The sequence below is a fragment of the Edaphosphingomonas laterariae genome, from assembly GCF_900188165.1.
Lineage (GTDB): Bacteria > Pseudomonadota > Alphaproteobacteria > Sphingomonadales > Sphingomonadaceae > Sphingomonas_E > Sphingomonas_E laterariae.
The window spans coordinates 15,905-32,137 of sequence record NZ_FZOS01000006.1; the positions used below are offsets into that span (position 1 = coordinate 15,905).

Genomic DNA, 16,233 nt, shown 5'->3' on the forward strand with positions numbered 1-16,233 from the left:
GTGATCGCGCGTCCCGCCGCCGGCTCCCCAGAATGATCGTCACCGCGATGGCCCTCGGCAGCCTGCCGACGGCGGCCATGGCATCGCCCTTCCCGGGACATCGCACCGTCCCCGACGATGACCTTGAAGACGTCCGTGGCGGCTTCGACCTGCCGAACGGCATGGCGATTTCCGTCGGCATCGAGATCACCACGCTGGTCAATGGCGCGCTGGCGCTGAGGACCGCGCTAATGCCCGAGAGCGGAGCGACGCCGAGCGTCTATGTCGGCGATACGACCAGTCCCGCCGCGGTTTCCGGCGCATCCGGCGGGGTCACCGTCCAGACGCCATCGGGCGGCATCGTGCGCATCAACGACGGCAGTGCGAGTTCCCCGATCAGCAGCGCCGATCAGACGCCCGTCACGCTCGTCGCCAACGGCCCGGGCGTCGCGACACCATGGGGGGACGTGCAACTCGTCCAGACCGATCGTGGATCGACAGTGACGCTCGCTGGAAATTCCCTTCAGTTGCAACATATGATAGGCAGCATCACAGGAAGCGCTGTGGCGAATACGGCGGACAACAGGGCGATCGACACGATCGTTACTGTCAATGTCGATTTGCATAATGCGTCGATGCTGGCCGGTAATGCGTTGCTCCGCCTGGAGTCCTTCGCGGTCGACGCCGCCAGCCGGATTATCCGTTGAGCCAATCCGGGTCAGGGGGAGGCGTGGATGAAAGGGATGCTACCGAGGGCTGTTGCCTGCTGCGTCACCGTTTGGCCGGTGGCGGCGTCGGCCCAGCAGACGACCGCGATGCCGCAACTGGCGATGGCGGATCTCAAGGCATTGCAGGACGAGATCGATCTGCAGCGCAGCGCCATCGCGGAACAGCGCCGCAGGCTTGATGCCCAGGAAAAGCGCCTGATCGAACTGGAGGAAGCGCTGCTCGGCCAGATGCGCGCCGCCGGCGTCCAGAGCGGCGGCCCCGCGCATGCCATCGCGCCCGCGCGCACGGCCCAGACGCCTCCCGCCCAGACGCGCACGGCCCAATCCCAGGCGCAGCCCCCTGCCCCGGCCGCCGCCGCAAGCAAGCCGGCCGAACCGGTGCAGAAGGTTGGCGAACAGCCTGCCGCTGCCCCACGGCAGGAAATGGCGGTGCTGGCGGATCGCGGCAGCGTGCTCACCAAGGCCGGGCGCCTGACCGTCGAACCCACGGTGGAATATGGCCGCGCCGACCGCAATCGCTTCGTCTTCCGGGGGATCGAGGTTCCCCAATCGGTGCTGGTCGGCGTGTTCGACATCAATGAAAGCCGGCAGGACGTGCTGACGCTGGCCGGCGTCGCCCGGTTCGGGATCAGCGACCATATCGAAATCGGCGTCCGCATACCCTGGGTCTATCGACAGGATTCGGCCGTGCTCGTCCCGCTCGTCCAGAACCCGCCGCAATCCGGCGCGGGGACGGTCAACACCTCAGCCAAGGGATCGGGCATCGGCGATGTCGAATTCCTTGCCCGCTATCTGGTGTCGAATGGCACCAATGGCTGGCCCTTCCTGACCGCCAACCTGCAGGTCGTCGCGCCCACCGGCAAAGGCCCGTTCGATCTGCCGCGCAGCGCGCTGGGTAACGCCACCAAGGCCGCAACCGGCGGCGGCTTTTGGAGCGTCGCGCCCAGCGTCACGGCGATCGTGCCGAGCGACCCGGCGACGCTGTTCGCGGTGCTCGGCTATAATTTCAACTTCGGCGAGGATGTCGATACGCGGATCAGCGACGCGCAGATCGATCATGTCGAGCCCGGTTCCGGCCCGAACATGACGGCGGGCTTGGGCCTTGGCCTCAACGAACGCACGTCGATCAGCTTCGCCTACGCCCATAATTGGGTGTTTTCGACCAAGAGCCTCGTCCGGCCGATCACGATCCGCAACGGCCAGACGATATTGGGCGATCCGATCACCACGCGCACCCGCGACCTGCAGATCGGCCGATTCCTGTTCGGTATCAGCTATCGCGTGAACACGGCGACGACGATCAACTGGACGGTCGAGATGGGCGCCACCGACGACGCGACCGATCTCCGCACGACGCTCCGCGTGCCACTGGTCCTCAACTGACAGCCGAAATACCTAGAACAGTTTCCGATCCGACTGCGCCGGCTCGAATGCTCTAAGCTCTTTGTTTAACGCGCTTTCCGAGTCAGCAGGTGATTCCACCTGCTTGGAAAGCGCTCTACAGCGTCGCTTCGATCGCGCGGGCGGCTTGATCCGGATCGGCCGCCTGGGTGATCGGCCGGCCGATGACGAGAACCGACGCACCGGCATCGAGCGCGGCGCGCGGCGTCATCACCCGCTTCTGATCGCCGACATCGCCATCGGCGGGCCGCACGCCCGGCACGACGAAAAAGCCTTCGGGCCAAATCTTGCGCGCGGCGGCAACCTCGTTCCCCGAACAGACGATGCCATCGATCCCGGCTTCGCGGGCGAGCATCGTCAGCCGTTCGACCTGGGCATGGGGATCGGGCGCAAGGCCGATCGACGTCATGTCGTTACCGTCGAGGCTGGTGAGCATGGTGACGGCGACGACCTTGGTGCCAAGCGGCGCGGCGGCCTTGGCATCTTCCAGCATCGCGCGGCCGCCGGCCGCATGGACGGTCAGGATTGCCGGGTCGAGCGGACGCAGCGCCTGGACGGCCTTGGCCACCGTGTTGGGAATATCGTGAAGCTTGAGATCGAGGAAGATCGGCAGGTCGAGCGCCGCCATCTCCTTCACGCCCGCACGGCCGTTGGCGCAGAAGAATTCCAGCCCCAGCTTGATCCCGCCCACATGGTTGCGGACGCGCTGGGCAATGGCCTTCGCCTTGTCCAGATCGGGGGTGTCGAGGGCAATGTAGATCGGGCTGGTCATGATACGGCCGGGGGTACGGGGACAGACGAAGGGGCGGGAACGGCTTCGATGATATTGGGCGCCGTCGGGGCCGGGGCGGGGGTAGCGGCTACCGCCGGCGCGTCATGGCCGCGGGCTTCGGCCAGTGCCCGTTCAGCACTGTCGAGCCGGCGACGAAGCGTCCAGCGGGTGGTGCGATGAAGCACCCAAAGCGGCACCAGTCCGACAAAAAAAGCGCCGAAGATCAACAACGGCAGCTTCACATCGGCACGCAGGCCACCCCATAGATTGATCGTCACCGTGTTCCAGTTCCGCGTCGCGAAGATCACGGCGACTACCGCGACGACAACCCAGAACAAGGTTCGGAGAAATTGCATCGCCCGGTCTCCCTTGATCCCCCCTTTTAGGCTGAAAGGCTGGCCTTTGGCAAAGGGGTGCGGGTTGTTTCGGCAACGAGCGGGAGCTCCGCTCAACCAACCTCGCGATCGAGCTGATCGAACAACGGCTCGATCGTGGTCAGCCGGGGCCGTTCGCGCGCCAGAATGGCGCGAAACGCCTGCTTTTTGAGCGTTGCGACGACGCCGGGCGGCATGCTGATCCCCGCCGGAAGCGCGGACACGGTGATGTCGATCAGCCGTTCGGCGCCGTGCAGCCGCCCCCACAGATAATCATTTTCGCGATAGGCGCGGCTGAAGAAGGCACCGAAGCTGTTGAACTGGATGCCCTTCAACGTCGCTTCGGCGCCACCTTCGCGGATTGCCGAACAATCGTCGGGCGCGATGCGATCGACCAGCACGGCGTTGAACTCGTCCGTATCCTCGGCATGCAGCAAGGGCAGCGTGGCGATGTCGTAGAACGGAAAGCCGAGATAGGTGAGCAGCACCGCCCGGCGTTCCGCCTTGGGCAGCGTGGTCAGCGCGGCGGCGATGACATCATCGGCGCGCTGGTCGATACCGGGCAGATCGCGCGCGTCGGCGATGGCGACAAGCGCGGCGGCCGGCTGTTCCACCGCATCCTGCGCCGCGGCGACCACCGCATTGCCGAAGAAATCGTCCATCTGCCGATCGAGATAGAGGGCAAGCGCGGCATAAGCGGCATCGCGCGCGCCCTGAATCGCCGGGTTGACGGTGCTCGAGGCCTGCTCGATCTCCGCGATGCGACGGATCACGCTCCGCAACCGGCGGATGCGGAAGCCGAGATCATGGTCGCGGAAGAAGGCGACGACCGCGTCGCTCGCGCCATTGGCGGAAAGCGCGCCATTATGGGCGATCCCGGTTGCGCGCACCGCCGCCCATACCGCCCGGCGAATCGCGTCCTGGCGGTTGCGATCGGCGCGGGCGAGCGTCGCGATCTGGCCGACCATATCTTCGACGATGCCCGAAAGCTTGAGATGGCCATAGGCCGGATAGGCGAAGCCGGATTGGCGCGCGGCCGCGTCCTGCGCCTTGGCCCGCCAGTTGGCGAGCCGGCCGGGCGTGGGGCTGTCGAGAAAGAAGGTGCGCCCGAACAGGCTGTCGATCGCCGCTTCCACCTCGGGCCGGATCGCCTCGACGATCTTGCTCATCCGCCGGATGCGGCGCGACCGTGCCTCGATCGCATCGAGATTGTCGCCGATCGGCTGTTCGCGCGGAATATCCGAAAGCGCGCCGAAGATGGTGGCGAAGAAGCCCGGCAACTCGCCTTTGCCGCCGCCGATGCGGATCGAACGGACACCCGGCTTGGGATCGATATAGACCATGCGGCGATCGACCTCGCGGCGCGCCGGCCGATCCTTCAACGCCTCCAGCGCCGGCCCGAACGGCGCATTGGCCAGCACCGAACCGTCGATCAGCACCGCATCCTCGGCCACGCCGATCGCCGCGTGGCGCGGCAGCACGCGGGCGAGGAAATCCTCCCGCCCCGGCCATGCGCGCCCGCGCTTGTCCAGCGCGCGATCAAGCTCCGCCACGGTGAAGGGCGGGAAGGCGCCGGGAAAGCTCGCCGTCGCGCGGGCCGCGAACGCCAGATCAGGCGTATCGCCCAGCCAGCGCGAAGCATCGCCATGATCGCTGAAGCTGATCTTCAGGCGGTGTTCGGTCTCCACGATTTCCCGCGGCGAATGCAGTTCCAGCCGCTGGGGGTGGCCGTGAAAGTCCGTCACCGTGACCAGCAGGTCGAGCGGCTGGCCGGGCGGCAGCAAGGGCGGCCCGGCCGGCGATGCCGACATCGCGTCCAGGGCATCGAGCAGCAGGCTGGTGAACCCCTCCCCCCCGAAAGGCGGCGCGAACCAGCGCGCCCGCACGAAGCGCGAAAGCTTGGTACGCACCTCCTCGCGCGTTTCCTCGTCCACCGTCCGCTCGATCGTCCCGCCGCGCTTGCCGGCCGCCCACCAGGCGATCGGCGTCGCCCACATCTTGGTCGCGCGCGACAAGGGCCGTGCATCGGGATCGACCAGCACGTCGACATCGGCCTTTTCCAGCCACAGGTCGGTCAGCGGCTCCAGCGACTGGCCGGACGCGATCGCCTGGGCCAGAAAGACGCCATTGATGCCGCCGGCACTCGCCCCCGCCACGATATCGACCAGCACGCGCAGCCGGACGCCGGTTTCCCGCTCGATCGTTTCAAGCAGTTCGCAATAAACCGCTTCGCTGCCATCGGCGCATGGCTCGCCGGCATGAAAGGCCCGGCTGGCGCGCGCAAGGCGCCAGACTTCGAGCGTGATGCCGTGCATGTAAACGGCGAGGCTGATGCCGCCATAGCAGACCAGCGCCAGCCTTAACTCCTTCTCCCGCATGGCAGGCGGTTTGGCATGGGCAGTGGCCCGATGCCAAGCCCGGTGGCGTTCAATCGCCGATTTCGGCCTGCTGACCACTGCAGGTGCGCTGCGTACAGGAACAGGCCACCGGCGAGGCCGCCAAGGCTCGACTCCCGCCCGTCTGCACGGCATGGGGCGGGGATGACCGATCGTCCCCGTTTCCAGTTTTCCGTTGCCGCGACCGATGGGGCTGCCCGCACCGGCACCATATCGATGCGCCGTGGCGACATTCGCACGCCGGCCTTCATGCCGGTCGGCACCGCCGGCACCGTCAAGGGCATGAAGCCGGCGGACGTGCGCGGGATCGGCGCGGACATCATTCTGGGCAACACCTATCACCTGATGCTGCGCCCCGGCGCGGAACGGATGGCGCGGCTGGGCGGGCTGCACGGCTTCATGCGGTGGGAGCGCCCGATCCTGACGGACAGTGGCGGCTATCAGGTGATGAGCCTGTCCGATCTCGCCAAGATCACCGAGGATGGCGTCGCGTTCAAATCGCATCTCGATGGATCGCGCCACATGATCACGCCCGAACGATCGATGGAAATCCAGCGGCTGCTGGGATCGGACATCGTGATGGCGTTCGACGAATGCACGCCCTTCCCCGCGACGCGCGATCGGGCGGCATCGTCGATGGAACGATCGATGCGCTGGGCGAAGCGATCGCGCGACGGGTTCGATTCGGGCGTCGACCATGCGGCGGGCGCCGCCTTGTTCGGCATCCAGCAGGGATCGATGGAGGAGGATCTGCGCCGGCAATCGAGCCAGGCGCTGCTCGACATCGGTTTCGACGGCTATGCCGTCGGCGGGCTCGCGGTGGGCGAAGGGCAGGACGAGATGTTCCGCGTGCTCGATTTCGCGGTGGACATGCTGCCCACGGACAAGCCCCGTTATCTGATGGGCGTGGGCAAGCCCGACGATATCGTCGGCGCGGTCGAACGCGGGATCGACATGTTCGATTGCGTGCTGCCGACGCGTTCGGGACGCAATGGCCAGGCCTTCACCTGGGACGGCCCGATCAACATCCGCAACGCCAAGTTCGCCGAGGATCTGGCCCCGATCGACCCGGAATCGCCGATCGCGCCATGGAGCCGCGCTTATCTCCACCACCTCGTCAAATCGGGCGAGATGCTGGGCGCGATGCTGATGACCGAGCATAATCTGTGGTTCTATCAGCAGTTGATGGCGGAGCTGCGCGCGGCGATCGCTGAAGGGCGGTTGAAGGCGTTCGCGGATGGTTTCCGCGCGCGTTACAAGGGGAACAAGGCGTGATCCGCCGGGCTGTCGCCGCCGATGCCGATACGCTGTCGCGGCTGGCGGTGACGACCTTCTTCGAAACCTTCGTCGATGGCTTCGGCATCCCCTATCCGCCGGCGGACCGGGACGCCTATATCGCCGAAAAGCTTGCGGCAGCGGTGTTTGCCGGGCGGATCGCCGATCCCGCCTTCGGCGTCTGGGTGGCCGAACATGATGGCGAAGCGGTGGGCTTCGCGGTGGCGGGCCCCAACGGCCTGCCGCACGCCGATGCCCGCGACGGCGATCTTGAGCTCAAGCAGCTTTACCTGACGCGCGCCGTGCAGGGGCTGGGGCTGGGCGGCCGGCTGTTCGAAACCACGCTCGCCTGGATGGAAGCGCAGGCGCCCGGCGCGATCTGGATCGGCGTATGGTCCGGCAATCTCAAGGCGCAGCGGCTATATCAGGCGCTCGGTTTCGAGAAAGCGGGTGGGTATCAGTTCCGGGTGGGAAGCTGGCTCGACGACGAGCTCATCCTGCGGCGGACGGGGCGGTAATCTCCCGGTTTCTGAAATCCGCTTAGTCGAGCGGAGTTGGACACAAAGGGGCATTGGGGATGGCGCGTGGATGACGCGTGCGCCTTCTTGACATCCGATCAGCGGAAGCCACTATAGAACAAAATAGGAACATTGAGCGTGCGCGAGTCGTCCCACCCTCCTGCCGGGCCCCCTCTTGCCGGCCTGCGCGACCGGATCGCCGCATTGAGCGGGCCGGATGCCGCGCCGTCATCCCGGATCGCGACCGGCCATGCCGGCATCGATGCCGCATTGGGTGGCGGGCTGGCGGCGGGGCGATTGCATGAGGTGTTCGCCGCCTGCGCCGATGAAGCGGCCAGTGCGGCGGGCTTCGCCGCCATGCTCGCGCTCAGGGCCGGCCATGCCGCCGGGGAACAGGCTTTGTTATGGTTGCGTTGCGACGATGCCGAACGGCGGGCCGGCGGGCTCTATGCGCCGGGCTTTGCCGAACTGGGCGGCGATCCCGATGCGCTGCTGCTGGCGCTCGCCCCCGATCCGGTGGCGCTGTTGCGGGCGGCGGCGGATGCGGCGCGCTGCGCCGGGCTGGTGGCGATCCTGGCCGAATGCTGGGGCAATCCCCGCATACTCGATCTGACGGCGACGCGCCGGCTGGCGCTGGCCGCCGAGCAATCGGGCGTGGCGGTGCTGCTGCTGCGCATCGACGCGCAGGCCATGCCCAGTGCCGCGGATACGCGCTGGCAGGTGGCGGCGGCCCCATCGGTGGCGCTGGACGCCAATGCACCGGGGCACACCGCGCTTTCCGTCGAATTGCAGCGCCAGCGCATGGGGGCTGGCGGGCACGCCTGGCGCGTGGAGTGGGATCGTGATCGGTGCATCTTCCGCGAACCGGCGCTATCTGGCGCTCTGGTTCCCCTTCCTCAGCGCGGATCGGCTGCGGCGGCAGCCGAACGGCTTCTCCGCACCGCCTGACGCGCCGATCGCCTTTGTCGAAAAGGTGAAGGGCGCGCTGCGGCTGGCGGCGGTCGATCCGGTGGCGATGCGGCTGGGGCTGGCGCCCGGGCTGGCGCTGGCCGATGCCCGCGCCCGCGTGCCCGATCTTGCCGTGGCGGATCATGATCCGGCGGCCGACGCCACCTTGCTCGATGCGCTGGCGGCGGGCTGCGGGCGCTATACGCCGCTGGTCGCCATCGACGCGCCGGACGGACTGCTTCTGGACATCACTGGCTGCGCGCACCTGTTCGGCGGGGACACAGGGCTGGCCGCCGATGCCGAGGCGCGGCTGATCCGGGCCGGCCTGACGCTGCGTCACGCGCTGGCGGGCACGGCCGATGGCGCGCACGCGCTGGCGCGCTTCCAGACGGCACCGGCACCGGACGAGGCAGCCGCGATCAAGCGCCTGCCGGTGGCCGCCCTGCGGCTCGACCCGGAAGCCGAAACCGGGCTGAAACGCGCCGGTCTCAAGACGGTGGGCGATCTCGCCTGCCGGCCGCTCGCGGGCATCGCCGCGCGTTTCGGTGCCGATGCGGTCACCGCGCTGCGCCGATTGCTGGGCGAAGCCGAAAGCCCGATCATACCGCGCCGGACGGAAGCGATGATCCGCGTCGAGCGCCGCTTCGCCGAACCGATCGCCAGCACCGATTATGCGCTGGCCGTGCTGACCGAGCTTGCGACGGAAGCCAGGGCACGGCTGGAGGAGCGCAAGGCCGGGGGCCGCCGGTTCGAGGCGCTGTTCTTCCGCAGCGATGGCCTGGCCCGCGCGATCATGGTGGAAACCGGCCAGCCCACCCGCGATCCGGCAGTGGTGATGCGGCTGTTGCGCGAACGGATCGAAACCTTGCGCGATCCGATCGATCCCGGCTTCGGCTTCGATATGGTGCGGCTGGCGGTGCCGGTGGCCGAGCCGCTGGCGGCGACGCAGCTCAAGCTGGAAGGCGGCGCGATCCACGAGGCCGAGATCGCGGCGCTGGTCGATCGGCTGAGCACGCGGCTGGGCCGCGGGCGGGTGCGGCGTTTCCGCGCCCGCGACACGCATATCCCCGAACAGGCCCAGCTGGCGCTGCCCGCCATCGCCACCGCAACGCCCGCCGCCTGGGTGCCGCCCGCGCCGGACGAGCCGCCGCTCCGCCCGATCCACCTGTTCGATCCCCCCCAGAGGATCGAGGTGATCGCCGAAGTGCCCGATGGCCCGCCGCATCGCTTCCGCTGGCGGCGCGAGGCGCATGAAGTGCGCCGTTATGAGGGGCCGGAACGGATCGGCGCCGAATGGTGGCGGCGGAAGGACGGCGCGGTCGACCAGCCCGGCCTGACCCGCGATTATTACCGGGTGGAAGATGTGCGTGGCCGGCGCTTCTGGATCTTCCGCCACGGCCTCTACAGCGAAAAGCCCGATCCGGGCTGGTATCTGCACGGCATTTTCGCATGACCGCCGCCCCCGTCTTTGCCGAACTCGCCGCCGCGACCAATTATTCCTTCCTGCGCGGCGCATCGCATCCGGCCGACATGGTGGCACGCGCGATCGCCCTTGGCATGTCGGGCATCGGCATCGCCGATCGCAACACGGTGGCGGGCGTGGTCCGCGCCTGGGTGGCGCTGGGCAAGACGCCCGCCGCCCGGCGCGAGATGATGGCGGAAACGGGCTTCCGCCTCGTCGTCGGCGCACGGCTGGTCTTTGCCGATGGCACGCCGGACATCATCGCCTATCCGGCGACGCGCCACGGCTGGGGCCGCCTCACCCGCCTGCTCACCACCGGCAATCTCCGCGCGGAGAAAGGCGATTGCATCCTCCGCTTCGACGATCTGGCGGACCATTGCGAAGATCTGCTGCTGATCGCGATGGCCGACGAAGCGGATGAATTCCCCCTGCGCCGGCTCGCCCGGCTTCGCCCCGACGCGCTGTGGCTGGGCGCCACGATGCAACGCGACGGCCGCGATCGCCGGCGGCTGGCCCGGCTGATGCGGCTATCGGCGCGAACCGGCGTGCCACTGATCGCCACCTGCGACGCGCTTTATGCCGGGCCGGAACAGCGCCCGCTCCACGACATCGTCACCTGCATCCGCGAGGGCGTGGCCATCGCCGAAGCCGGCCGCCTGCTCGCCGCCAATGCCGAACGCCATCTGAAGCCGCCGGTCGAAATGGCGCGGCTGTTCCGCGATTGCCCCGAAGCGGTGGCCAGCCCCGCCGACATCCTCGCGCGGATCGATTTCGATCTCGATCAGCTTGCCTATGAATATCCGCACGAACCGGTGCCCCAGGGCTGGACGCCGCAAGGCTGGCTCGAACATCTCGTCATGGCAGCCGCTTATGCCCGCCATCCCGATGGCATCCCCCCGAAAATGCAGGACATATTGGACGAAGAACTCGGCCTGGTCGGCCGGCTCAACTATGCCTGCTATTTCCTGACTGTCCACGATATCGTCCGCTATGCGCGGGAGGAATGCGATCCGCCGATCCTTTGCCAGGGGCGTGGATCGGCGGCCAATTCGCTGATCTGCTATCTGCTCGGCGTCACCCCGATCGATCCGGTGGAAAACAACCTGCTGTTCAGTCGCTTCCTTTCCGAGGAACGCAACGAGCCACCCGATATCGACGTCGATTTCGAACATGAGCGGCGCGAGGAGGTGATGCAATATGTCTATCGCCGCTACGGCCGCGCCCGCGCCGGCATCGCCGCCACGGTGATCCATTATCGCCCGCGCAGCACGTTGCGCGAGGTGGGCAAGGCGCTCGGCCTGTCCGAGGATGTGACCGCGCGGCTCGCGAATACGAGCTGGGGCAGCTATGGCGGACCGGTCGAGGAAGGCCGCTTCAGCGAGGCGGGTTTCGATCTGGCCAATGCCGAAATGGCGCGGCTGAAGGCGCTGGTCGACCAGCTTCTCGAATTTCCGCGCCATCTTTCCCAGCATGTCGGCGGCTTCGTGCTGACCGAGGACCGGCTCGACGAAACCGTGCCGATCCACAATGCCGCGATGGACGATCGCACCTTCATCGAATGGGACAAGGACGATATCGACGCGCTCGGCCTGATGAAGGTCGACGTGCTGGCGCTCGGCATGCTCACCTGCATCCGCAAGAGCTTCGATCTCATGCGCGATCATGGCCTGGGCGACTGGCAACTCGCGACGATCCCGCAGGAAGACCCGGCCACCTATGGCATGCTGTGCAAGGGCGACAGCATCGGCGTGTTCCAGGTCGAAAGCCGCGCGCAGATCAACATGCTGCCGCGCCTCAGGCCGCGCCGCTTCTACGATCTCGTCATCCAGGTGGCGATCGTCCGGCCGGGACCGATCGAAGGCGACATGGTCCACCCCTATCTCCGGCGGCGGAACAGGGAGGAAGCCGTGGTCTTTCCCAGCCCCGCCCCGCCGCATGACCCGGACGAACTGAAAGAGGTGCTCGGCCGCACCTGCGGGGTGCCTTTGTTCCAGGAACAGGCGATGAAGCTCGCCATCACCGCCGCTGCCTTCACGCCGGACGAGGCCAATGGCCTGCGCCGCGCGATGGCCACTTTCCGCAACCTCGGCACGATCCACGAATATGAAAGCAAGATGGTGCAGGGCATGGTCGCGCGCGGCTATGAGCCCGATTTCGCGCGCCGCTGCTATGATCAGATCAAGGGTTTCGGCAGCTATGGCTTCCCCGAAAGCCATGCCCAGGCCTTCGCCAAGCTGGTCTATGTTTCGGCCTGGATCAAATGCCACCATCCGGCGGTGTTCACCTGTGCGCTGCTCAACGCGCAGCCAATGGGGTTTTACGCCCCCGCCCAGCTTGTCCGCGATGCGCGCGAACATGGCGTGGAGGTGCGCCCGATCGACATCAACGCCAGCCGGTGGGACAATAATCTGGAACGGCGCGGCGATGGCACGCTCGCCCTGCGGCTCGGCCTGCGCCAGATCGACGGGTTCCGACAGGAATGGGCGGAACGGCTGGCGGCGGCGCGCGCCGACGGACCGATCACCAGCCTGGAGATATTGGCGCGGATGGCGGGCCTGCCGGCACGCGCGCTGCGCCTGCTGGCCGATGCCGATGCCTGCCGCTCGATCGCGCTCGACCGGCGCGAGGCATTGTGGGAGGCACGGCGCACGCCGCCCGGCGAATTGCCGCTGTTCGCTGCCGCCGCCGCCCGCGAACTGGCCACCGAGCCCGATGCCGCGCTGCCCGCCATGCCACTCGTCGAGCAGGTGATGACCGATTATCAGATGACGCGCCTGTCGCTGAAGGACCATCCGATGACCTTCCTGCGGCCGATGTTCCGCAACGAAGGCGTGCTGAGCTGCGCCGAGATCGGCCAGGTACGGAACGGCGCGCGGGCGAAGGCCGCCGGCGTGGTGCTGATCCGCCAGCGGCCGGGCAAGGGCAATGCGATCTTCGTCACGCTGGAGGACGAAAGCGGCATCACCAATGTGCTGATCTGGGCACGGCTGTTCGAACGCTATCGCCGCGCCGTCATGGCGTCACGCCTGATGGAAGTGCATGGCGAGGTGCAGAAGAGCCGCGAGGGCGTGGTCCACCTGATGGCGTCGCGCATCGTCGATCGCACCGCCGCGCTCGACCATCTCAACAATGATCGTCCGCCGCATATCCCCTTGGCGCCGGCCGACGAATTCCTTCATCCCCAGGTGCCGCGTGGCCATGCCCACCCCCGCGACGTCCGCATCCTGCCCCGATCCCGCGATTTCCATTGACGACGGCGCGCCCCTGACGCCCTATAATCGCCCAGCAGAATCCGCCGAAGCCGATGGAGGATCGTCGATGCTTGAACATCTGCCGCTTTGGATCGGGGCGCTGATGCGCAACGTCCGCGCCGGCCATGCCAAGCTCGCCATCGTCCAGCCCGAACTCGCCATCGGCGGTACGCCGATCGACCTGTCGAGCCCCGCTTTCGCTTATGGCGCCCGCCTGCCCGAACGCTTCACCGCCGATGGCGCCGGCATCTCGCCGCCGCTCGTCTGGGGCGATGTGCCGGCGGGCACGCGCAGCCTGGCGCTGATCGTCGAGGATCCCGACGCGCCGGCCCCCAACCCGATCGTCCACGCCATCGTCTGGGGCATCGCGCCCACGGAACACCGGCTGGAAGAAGGCGCGATGGTCGCCAATGGCGGCACCGGCAAAGGGAGCGATACCGGTCGCAACAGCGCCTTCGGCGAAGGCTGGCTGCCGCCCGATCCGCCCGCCGGCCATGGCAGCCACGATTATGCCTTCCAGCTCTTCGCGCTCGCCGACGTTCCCGATCTGGCCGGCCATCCCGGCCGATCCGCGCTCTTGAAGGCGATGGCCGGCAAGGTGCTCGCCGCCGGCCTGCTGGTCGGCACCTATTCGCGTGGCGAGGAAGCGCGCATCGGCGGCAGCCCGCAAAAGGCGCCCCGCCCGGTGCGCTGATCGCGGCTGGCGAGCCCGCCCGTTCCGCTCGCACCGATATATTTCAATCTCAAATATTTCATACTTGAAGTTTATTGCGATCGGCCTATCCTCACGCCCACAGCTACCATCCAGAAAGGCGGACGATGCGGATTGCGTGCGTGGGCGGCGGGCCGGCGGGCCTCTATTTCGCCATCGCGATGAAGCTCAAGGATCCCAACCATGAGATCGTCGTGCTCGAACGCAACCAGCCGGGCGACACGTTCGGCTGGGGCGTGGTCTTTTCCGACCAGACGATGGAAAATCTCCAGGCGGTCGATCCGGTCAGCGCCGAGGCGATGATCGCCGAACTGGCGCATTGGGACGATATCGACGTCGAGATCGACAATGGCGACCAATCGACCAAGGTGACGTCGGGCGGCCACGGCTTCATCGGCATCGGCCGCAAGCGGCTGCTCAACATCCTGCAGGACCGCGCGACCGAACTGGGCGTCGAACTGCGCTACGGCGTCGAGGTCGATCCCGATCCCAAGTCCGAACTGCTCAAGGATTTCGATCTGATCATCGCGTCGGACGGCCTCAACAGCCGCTTCCGCACCGCTTATGCCGATCATTTCCAGGTCGATATCGACACCAAGCGCAACCGCTTCATCTGGCTGGGCACGCACCAGCGTTTCGATGCGTTCAAATTCCTGTTCCGCAAGACGGAGCATGGCTGGATCTGGGCGCATGCCTATCAATTCTCGGCCGATTGCTCGACCTTCATCGTCGAATGCGATCCCGAAACCTATGATCGCTTCGGCTTCGAACATCTGAGCCAGGAAGAAACCTGCCGGCTGTGCGAGGAGATTTTCGGCCAATGGCTCGGCGGCCATCCGCTGATGACCAACGCCAAGCATATCCGCGGATCGGCGTGGATCCGCTTCCCGCGCGTCATCTGCCACAATTGGCATTATCAGAACGTCATCCTGCTCGGCGATGCCGCGCATACCGCGCATTTTTCGATCGGATCGGGCACCAAGCTGGCGCTGGAGGATGCGATCAAGCTGGCCGAGGTGCTAAGCGACGGCAGCCGCCCGCTGGACGACGGCCTCGTCCATTATCGCGAGGTCCGTCAGCTCGAAGTGCTGAAGCTGCAGAGCGCCGCGCGCAACTCGACCGAATGGTTCGAGACGCTCGACCGCTATCTCCCCTTCCACCCCATGCAGTTCACTTATTCGCTGCTGACCCGCAGCCAGCGCGTCAGCCACGAAAATCTGCGGATGCGCGATCCCGAATGGCTGGCGGAGCTGGAAAGCTGGTTCGCAACCAATGCCGGCGTCGCGGGTGATGTGCCGACACCGCCGATGTTCGCGCCGCTCAGCCTGCGCGGCATGGCGTTGCAGAACCGCATCGTCGTCTCACCGATGGCGACCTATTCGGCGGTCGACGGGCTGCCCAATGATTTCCACATGGTCCATTATGGTGCCCGCGCGCTGGGCGGCGCCGCGCTCGTCTATACCGAAATGACCTGCGTTTCGCCGACCGGCCGGATCACGCCCGGCTGCACCGGCCTGTGGAATGACGAACAGGCCGCCGGCTGGGCGAAGATCGTCGATTTCGTTCATGCCAACAGTGGCGCCAGGCTTTGCCTCCAGCTCGGTCATTCCGGCTCCAAGGGCTCCACCCGCATCGGCTGGGAAGGGATGGATCAGCCGTTGGCGGACGGCAACTGGCCGCTGATCGCGGCGTCGGACGTCGCCTGGTCAGGCGGCAACGCCACGCCCCGGCCGATGACGCGCGCCGACATGGACGAGGTGCGCGACCAGTTCGTCGCCGCCACCCGGCGCGCCGACGATGCCGGCTTCGACATGATCGAACTGCATTGCGCGCACGGCTATCTGCTTTCCGGCTTCATCAGCCCGACGCAGAACAGGCGCACCGACGAATATGGCGGCAGCCTGGAAAACCGGCTGCGCTACCCGCTCGAAATATTCCGCGCGATGCGGGCCGCGTGGCCGGCGGACAAGCCGATGTCGGTGCGTATCTCGGCGCATGACTGGGTGGGCGAAAACGGCGTCACCCCGGCGGAAGCCGTGGACATCAGTCGCGCCTTCGTCGAAGCCGGGGTCGATCTGGTCGACGTGTCGGCCGGTCAGGTGACGGCCGAGCAGAAGCCGGTTTACGGCCGCATGTTCCAGACGCCATTTTCCGATCTGATCCGCAACGAGCTTGGCTGCACGACGATGGCGGTCGGCAACATATACGAGGTCGACCACGTCAACTCGATCCTCGCCGCCGGCCGCGCCGATCTGTGCGCGCTGGCGCGCCCGCATCTGATCGATCCGCACTGGACGCTGCGCGCCGCCGCCGAACAGCGTTACGCCGCCGCCCCCGTCCCCCCGCAATATGATGGCGGCTATCGCCAGCTCGCCACCAATCTGGCACGCGCGGGCCAGATGGCCATGCTGGCATAA

The 16,233-nt window shown here is 67.0% G+C and carries 12 protein-coding genes; 9 read left to right on the top strand and 3 right to left on the bottom strand.

Annotated elements, in window-relative coordinates; translation table 11 throughout:
- The first annotated feature begins 32 nt into the window (after window positions 1–32).
- A complete protein-coding gene (locus tag CHB74_RS07270; protein WP_089218970.1) occupies window positions 33–686 on the top strand; it encodes a hypothetical protein in 654 nt (217 codons plus the stop codon).
- A 27-nt stretch (window positions 687–713) separates the two neighbouring features.
- A complete protein-coding gene (locus CHB74_RS22405; RefSeq protein WP_144033743.1) occupies window positions 714–2,090 on the top strand; it encodes a transporter family protein in 1,377 nt (458 codons plus the stop codon).
- A gap of 115 nt (window positions 2,091–2,205) precedes the next feature.
- Here CHB74_RS22405 and pyrF read toward each other — a convergent pair whose 3' ends face one another.
- The 3 genes from pyrF to CHB74_RS07290 all read right to left on the bottom strand — a co-directional run bounded on the left by pyrF (window position 2,206) and on the right by CHB74_RS07290 (window position 5,632).
- Window positions 2,206–2,880, bottom strand: coding sequence for an orotidine-5'-phosphate decarboxylase (pyrF, locus tag CHB74_RS07280; RefSeq protein ID WP_089218972.1), 675 nt, complete (start codon window positions 2,878–2,880; stop codon window positions 2,206–2,208).
- On the bottom strand, window positions 2,877–3,236 hold the full coding sequence (locus tag CHB74_RS07285) for a lipopolysaccharide assembly protein LapA domain-containing protein (RefSeq protein ID WP_089218973.1): 360 nt from the start codon (window positions 3,234–3,236) through the stop codon (window positions 2,877–2,879). The genes pyrF and CHB74_RS07285 overlap by 4 nt, the downstream gene beginning before the upstream one ends.
- 92 nt (window positions 3,237–3,328) lie before the next feature.
- Entirely contained in the window at window positions 3,329–5,632 is a 2,304-nt protein-coding gene (locus CHB74_RS07290; RefSeq protein ID WP_089218974.1) for a patatin-like protein, read from the bottom strand.
- A 162-nt stretch (window positions 5,633–5,794) separates the two neighbouring features.
- Between CHB74_RS07290 and tgt the strand changes: the two genes are divergently transcribed.
- From tgt to CHB74_RS07325, 7 genes are all read left to right on the top strand, one after another.
- Window positions 5,795–6,925: a tRNA guanosine(34) transglycosylase Tgt gene (gene tgt / locus CHB74_RS07295; RefSeq protein WP_089218975.1), complete on the top strand. Its 1,131-nt coding sequence runs from the start codon at window positions 5,795–5,797 to the stop codon at window positions 6,923–6,925.
- The gene (locus CHB74_RS07300; RefSeq protein ID WP_089218976.1) at window positions 6,922–7,443 is read left to right on the top strand and encodes a GNAT family N-acetyltransferase; all 522 of its coding nucleotides are present in this window, start codon (window positions 6,922–6,924) and stop codon (window positions 7,441–7,443) included. The genes tgt and CHB74_RS07300 overlap by 4 nt, the downstream gene beginning before the upstream one ends.
- 138 nt (window positions 7,444–7,581) lie before the next feature.
- Window positions 7,582–8,391, top strand: a complete 810-nt coding sequence (locus CHB74_RS07305; RefSeq protein ID WP_089219109.1) for an ImuA family protein — start codon at window positions 7,582–7,584, stop codon at window positions 8,389–8,391.
- Window positions 8,285–9,844, top strand: coding sequence for a Y-family DNA polymerase (locus CHB74_RS07310; protein WP_245842719.1), 1,560 nt, complete (start codon window positions 8,285–8,287; stop codon window positions 9,842–9,844). Before CHB74_RS07305 ends, CHB74_RS07310 begins: the two co-directional genes overlap by 107 nt.
- Window positions 9,841–13,104, top strand: coding sequence for an error-prone DNA polymerase (locus CHB74_RS07315; RefSeq protein ID WP_089218977.1), 3,264 nt, complete (start codon window positions 9,841–9,843; stop codon window positions 13,102–13,104). The genes CHB74_RS07310 and CHB74_RS07315 overlap by 4 nt, the downstream gene beginning before the upstream one ends.
- A 67-nt stretch (window positions 13,105–13,171) precedes the next feature.
- Window positions 13,172–13,798, top strand: a complete 627-nt coding sequence (locus CHB74_RS07320) for a YbhB/YbcL family Raf kinase inhibitor-like protein (RefSeq protein ID WP_089219110.1) — start codon at window positions 13,172–13,174, stop codon at window positions 13,796–13,798.
- A 125-nt stretch (window positions 13,799–13,923) separates the two neighbouring features.
- Window positions 13,924–16,233, top strand: coding sequence for a bifunctional salicylyl-CoA 5-hydroxylase/oxidoreductase (locus CHB74_RS07325; RefSeq protein ID WP_089218978.1), 2,310 nt, complete (start codon window positions 13,924–13,926; stop codon window positions 16,231–16,233).

Excerpts from the sequence above, each read along its gene's own strand:
- CHB74_RS07270 (WP_089218970.1), top strand. The coding sequence starts at position 33 with ATGATCGTCACCGCGATGGCCCTCGGCAGCCTGCCGACGGCGGCCATG.
- CHB74_RS22405 (WP_144033743.1), top strand. The coding sequence starts at position 714 with ATGAAAGGGATGCTACCGAGGGCTGTTGCCTGCTGCGTCACCGTTTGG.
- pyrF (WP_089218972.1), bottom strand. The coding sequence starts at position 2,880 with ATGACCAGCCCGATCTACATTGCCCTCGACACCCCCGATCTGGACAAG.
- CHB74_RS07285 (WP_089218973.1), bottom strand. The coding sequence starts at position 3,236 with ATGCAATTTCTCCGAACCTTGTTCTGGGTTGTCGTCGCGGTAGTCGCC.
- CHB74_RS07290 (WP_089218974.1), bottom strand. The coding sequence starts at position 5,632 with ATGCGGGAGAAGGAGTTAAGGCTGGCGCTGGTCTGCTATGGCGGCATC.
- tgt (WP_089218975.1), top strand. The coding sequence starts at position 5,795 with ATGACCGATCGTCCCCGTTTCCAGTTTTCCGTTGCCGCGACCGATGGG.
- CHB74_RS07315 (WP_089218977.1), top strand. The coding sequence starts at position 9,841 with ATGACCGCCGCCCCCGTCTTTGCCGAACTCGCCGCCGCGACCAATTAT.
- CHB74_RS07320 (WP_089219110.1), top strand. The coding sequence starts at position 13,172 with ATGCTTGAACATCTGCCGCTTTGGATCGGGGCGCTGATGCGCAACGTC.
- CHB74_RS07325 (WP_089218978.1), top strand. The coding sequence starts at position 13,924 with ATGCGGATTGCGTGCGTGGGCGGCGGGCCGGCGGGCCTCTATTTCGCC.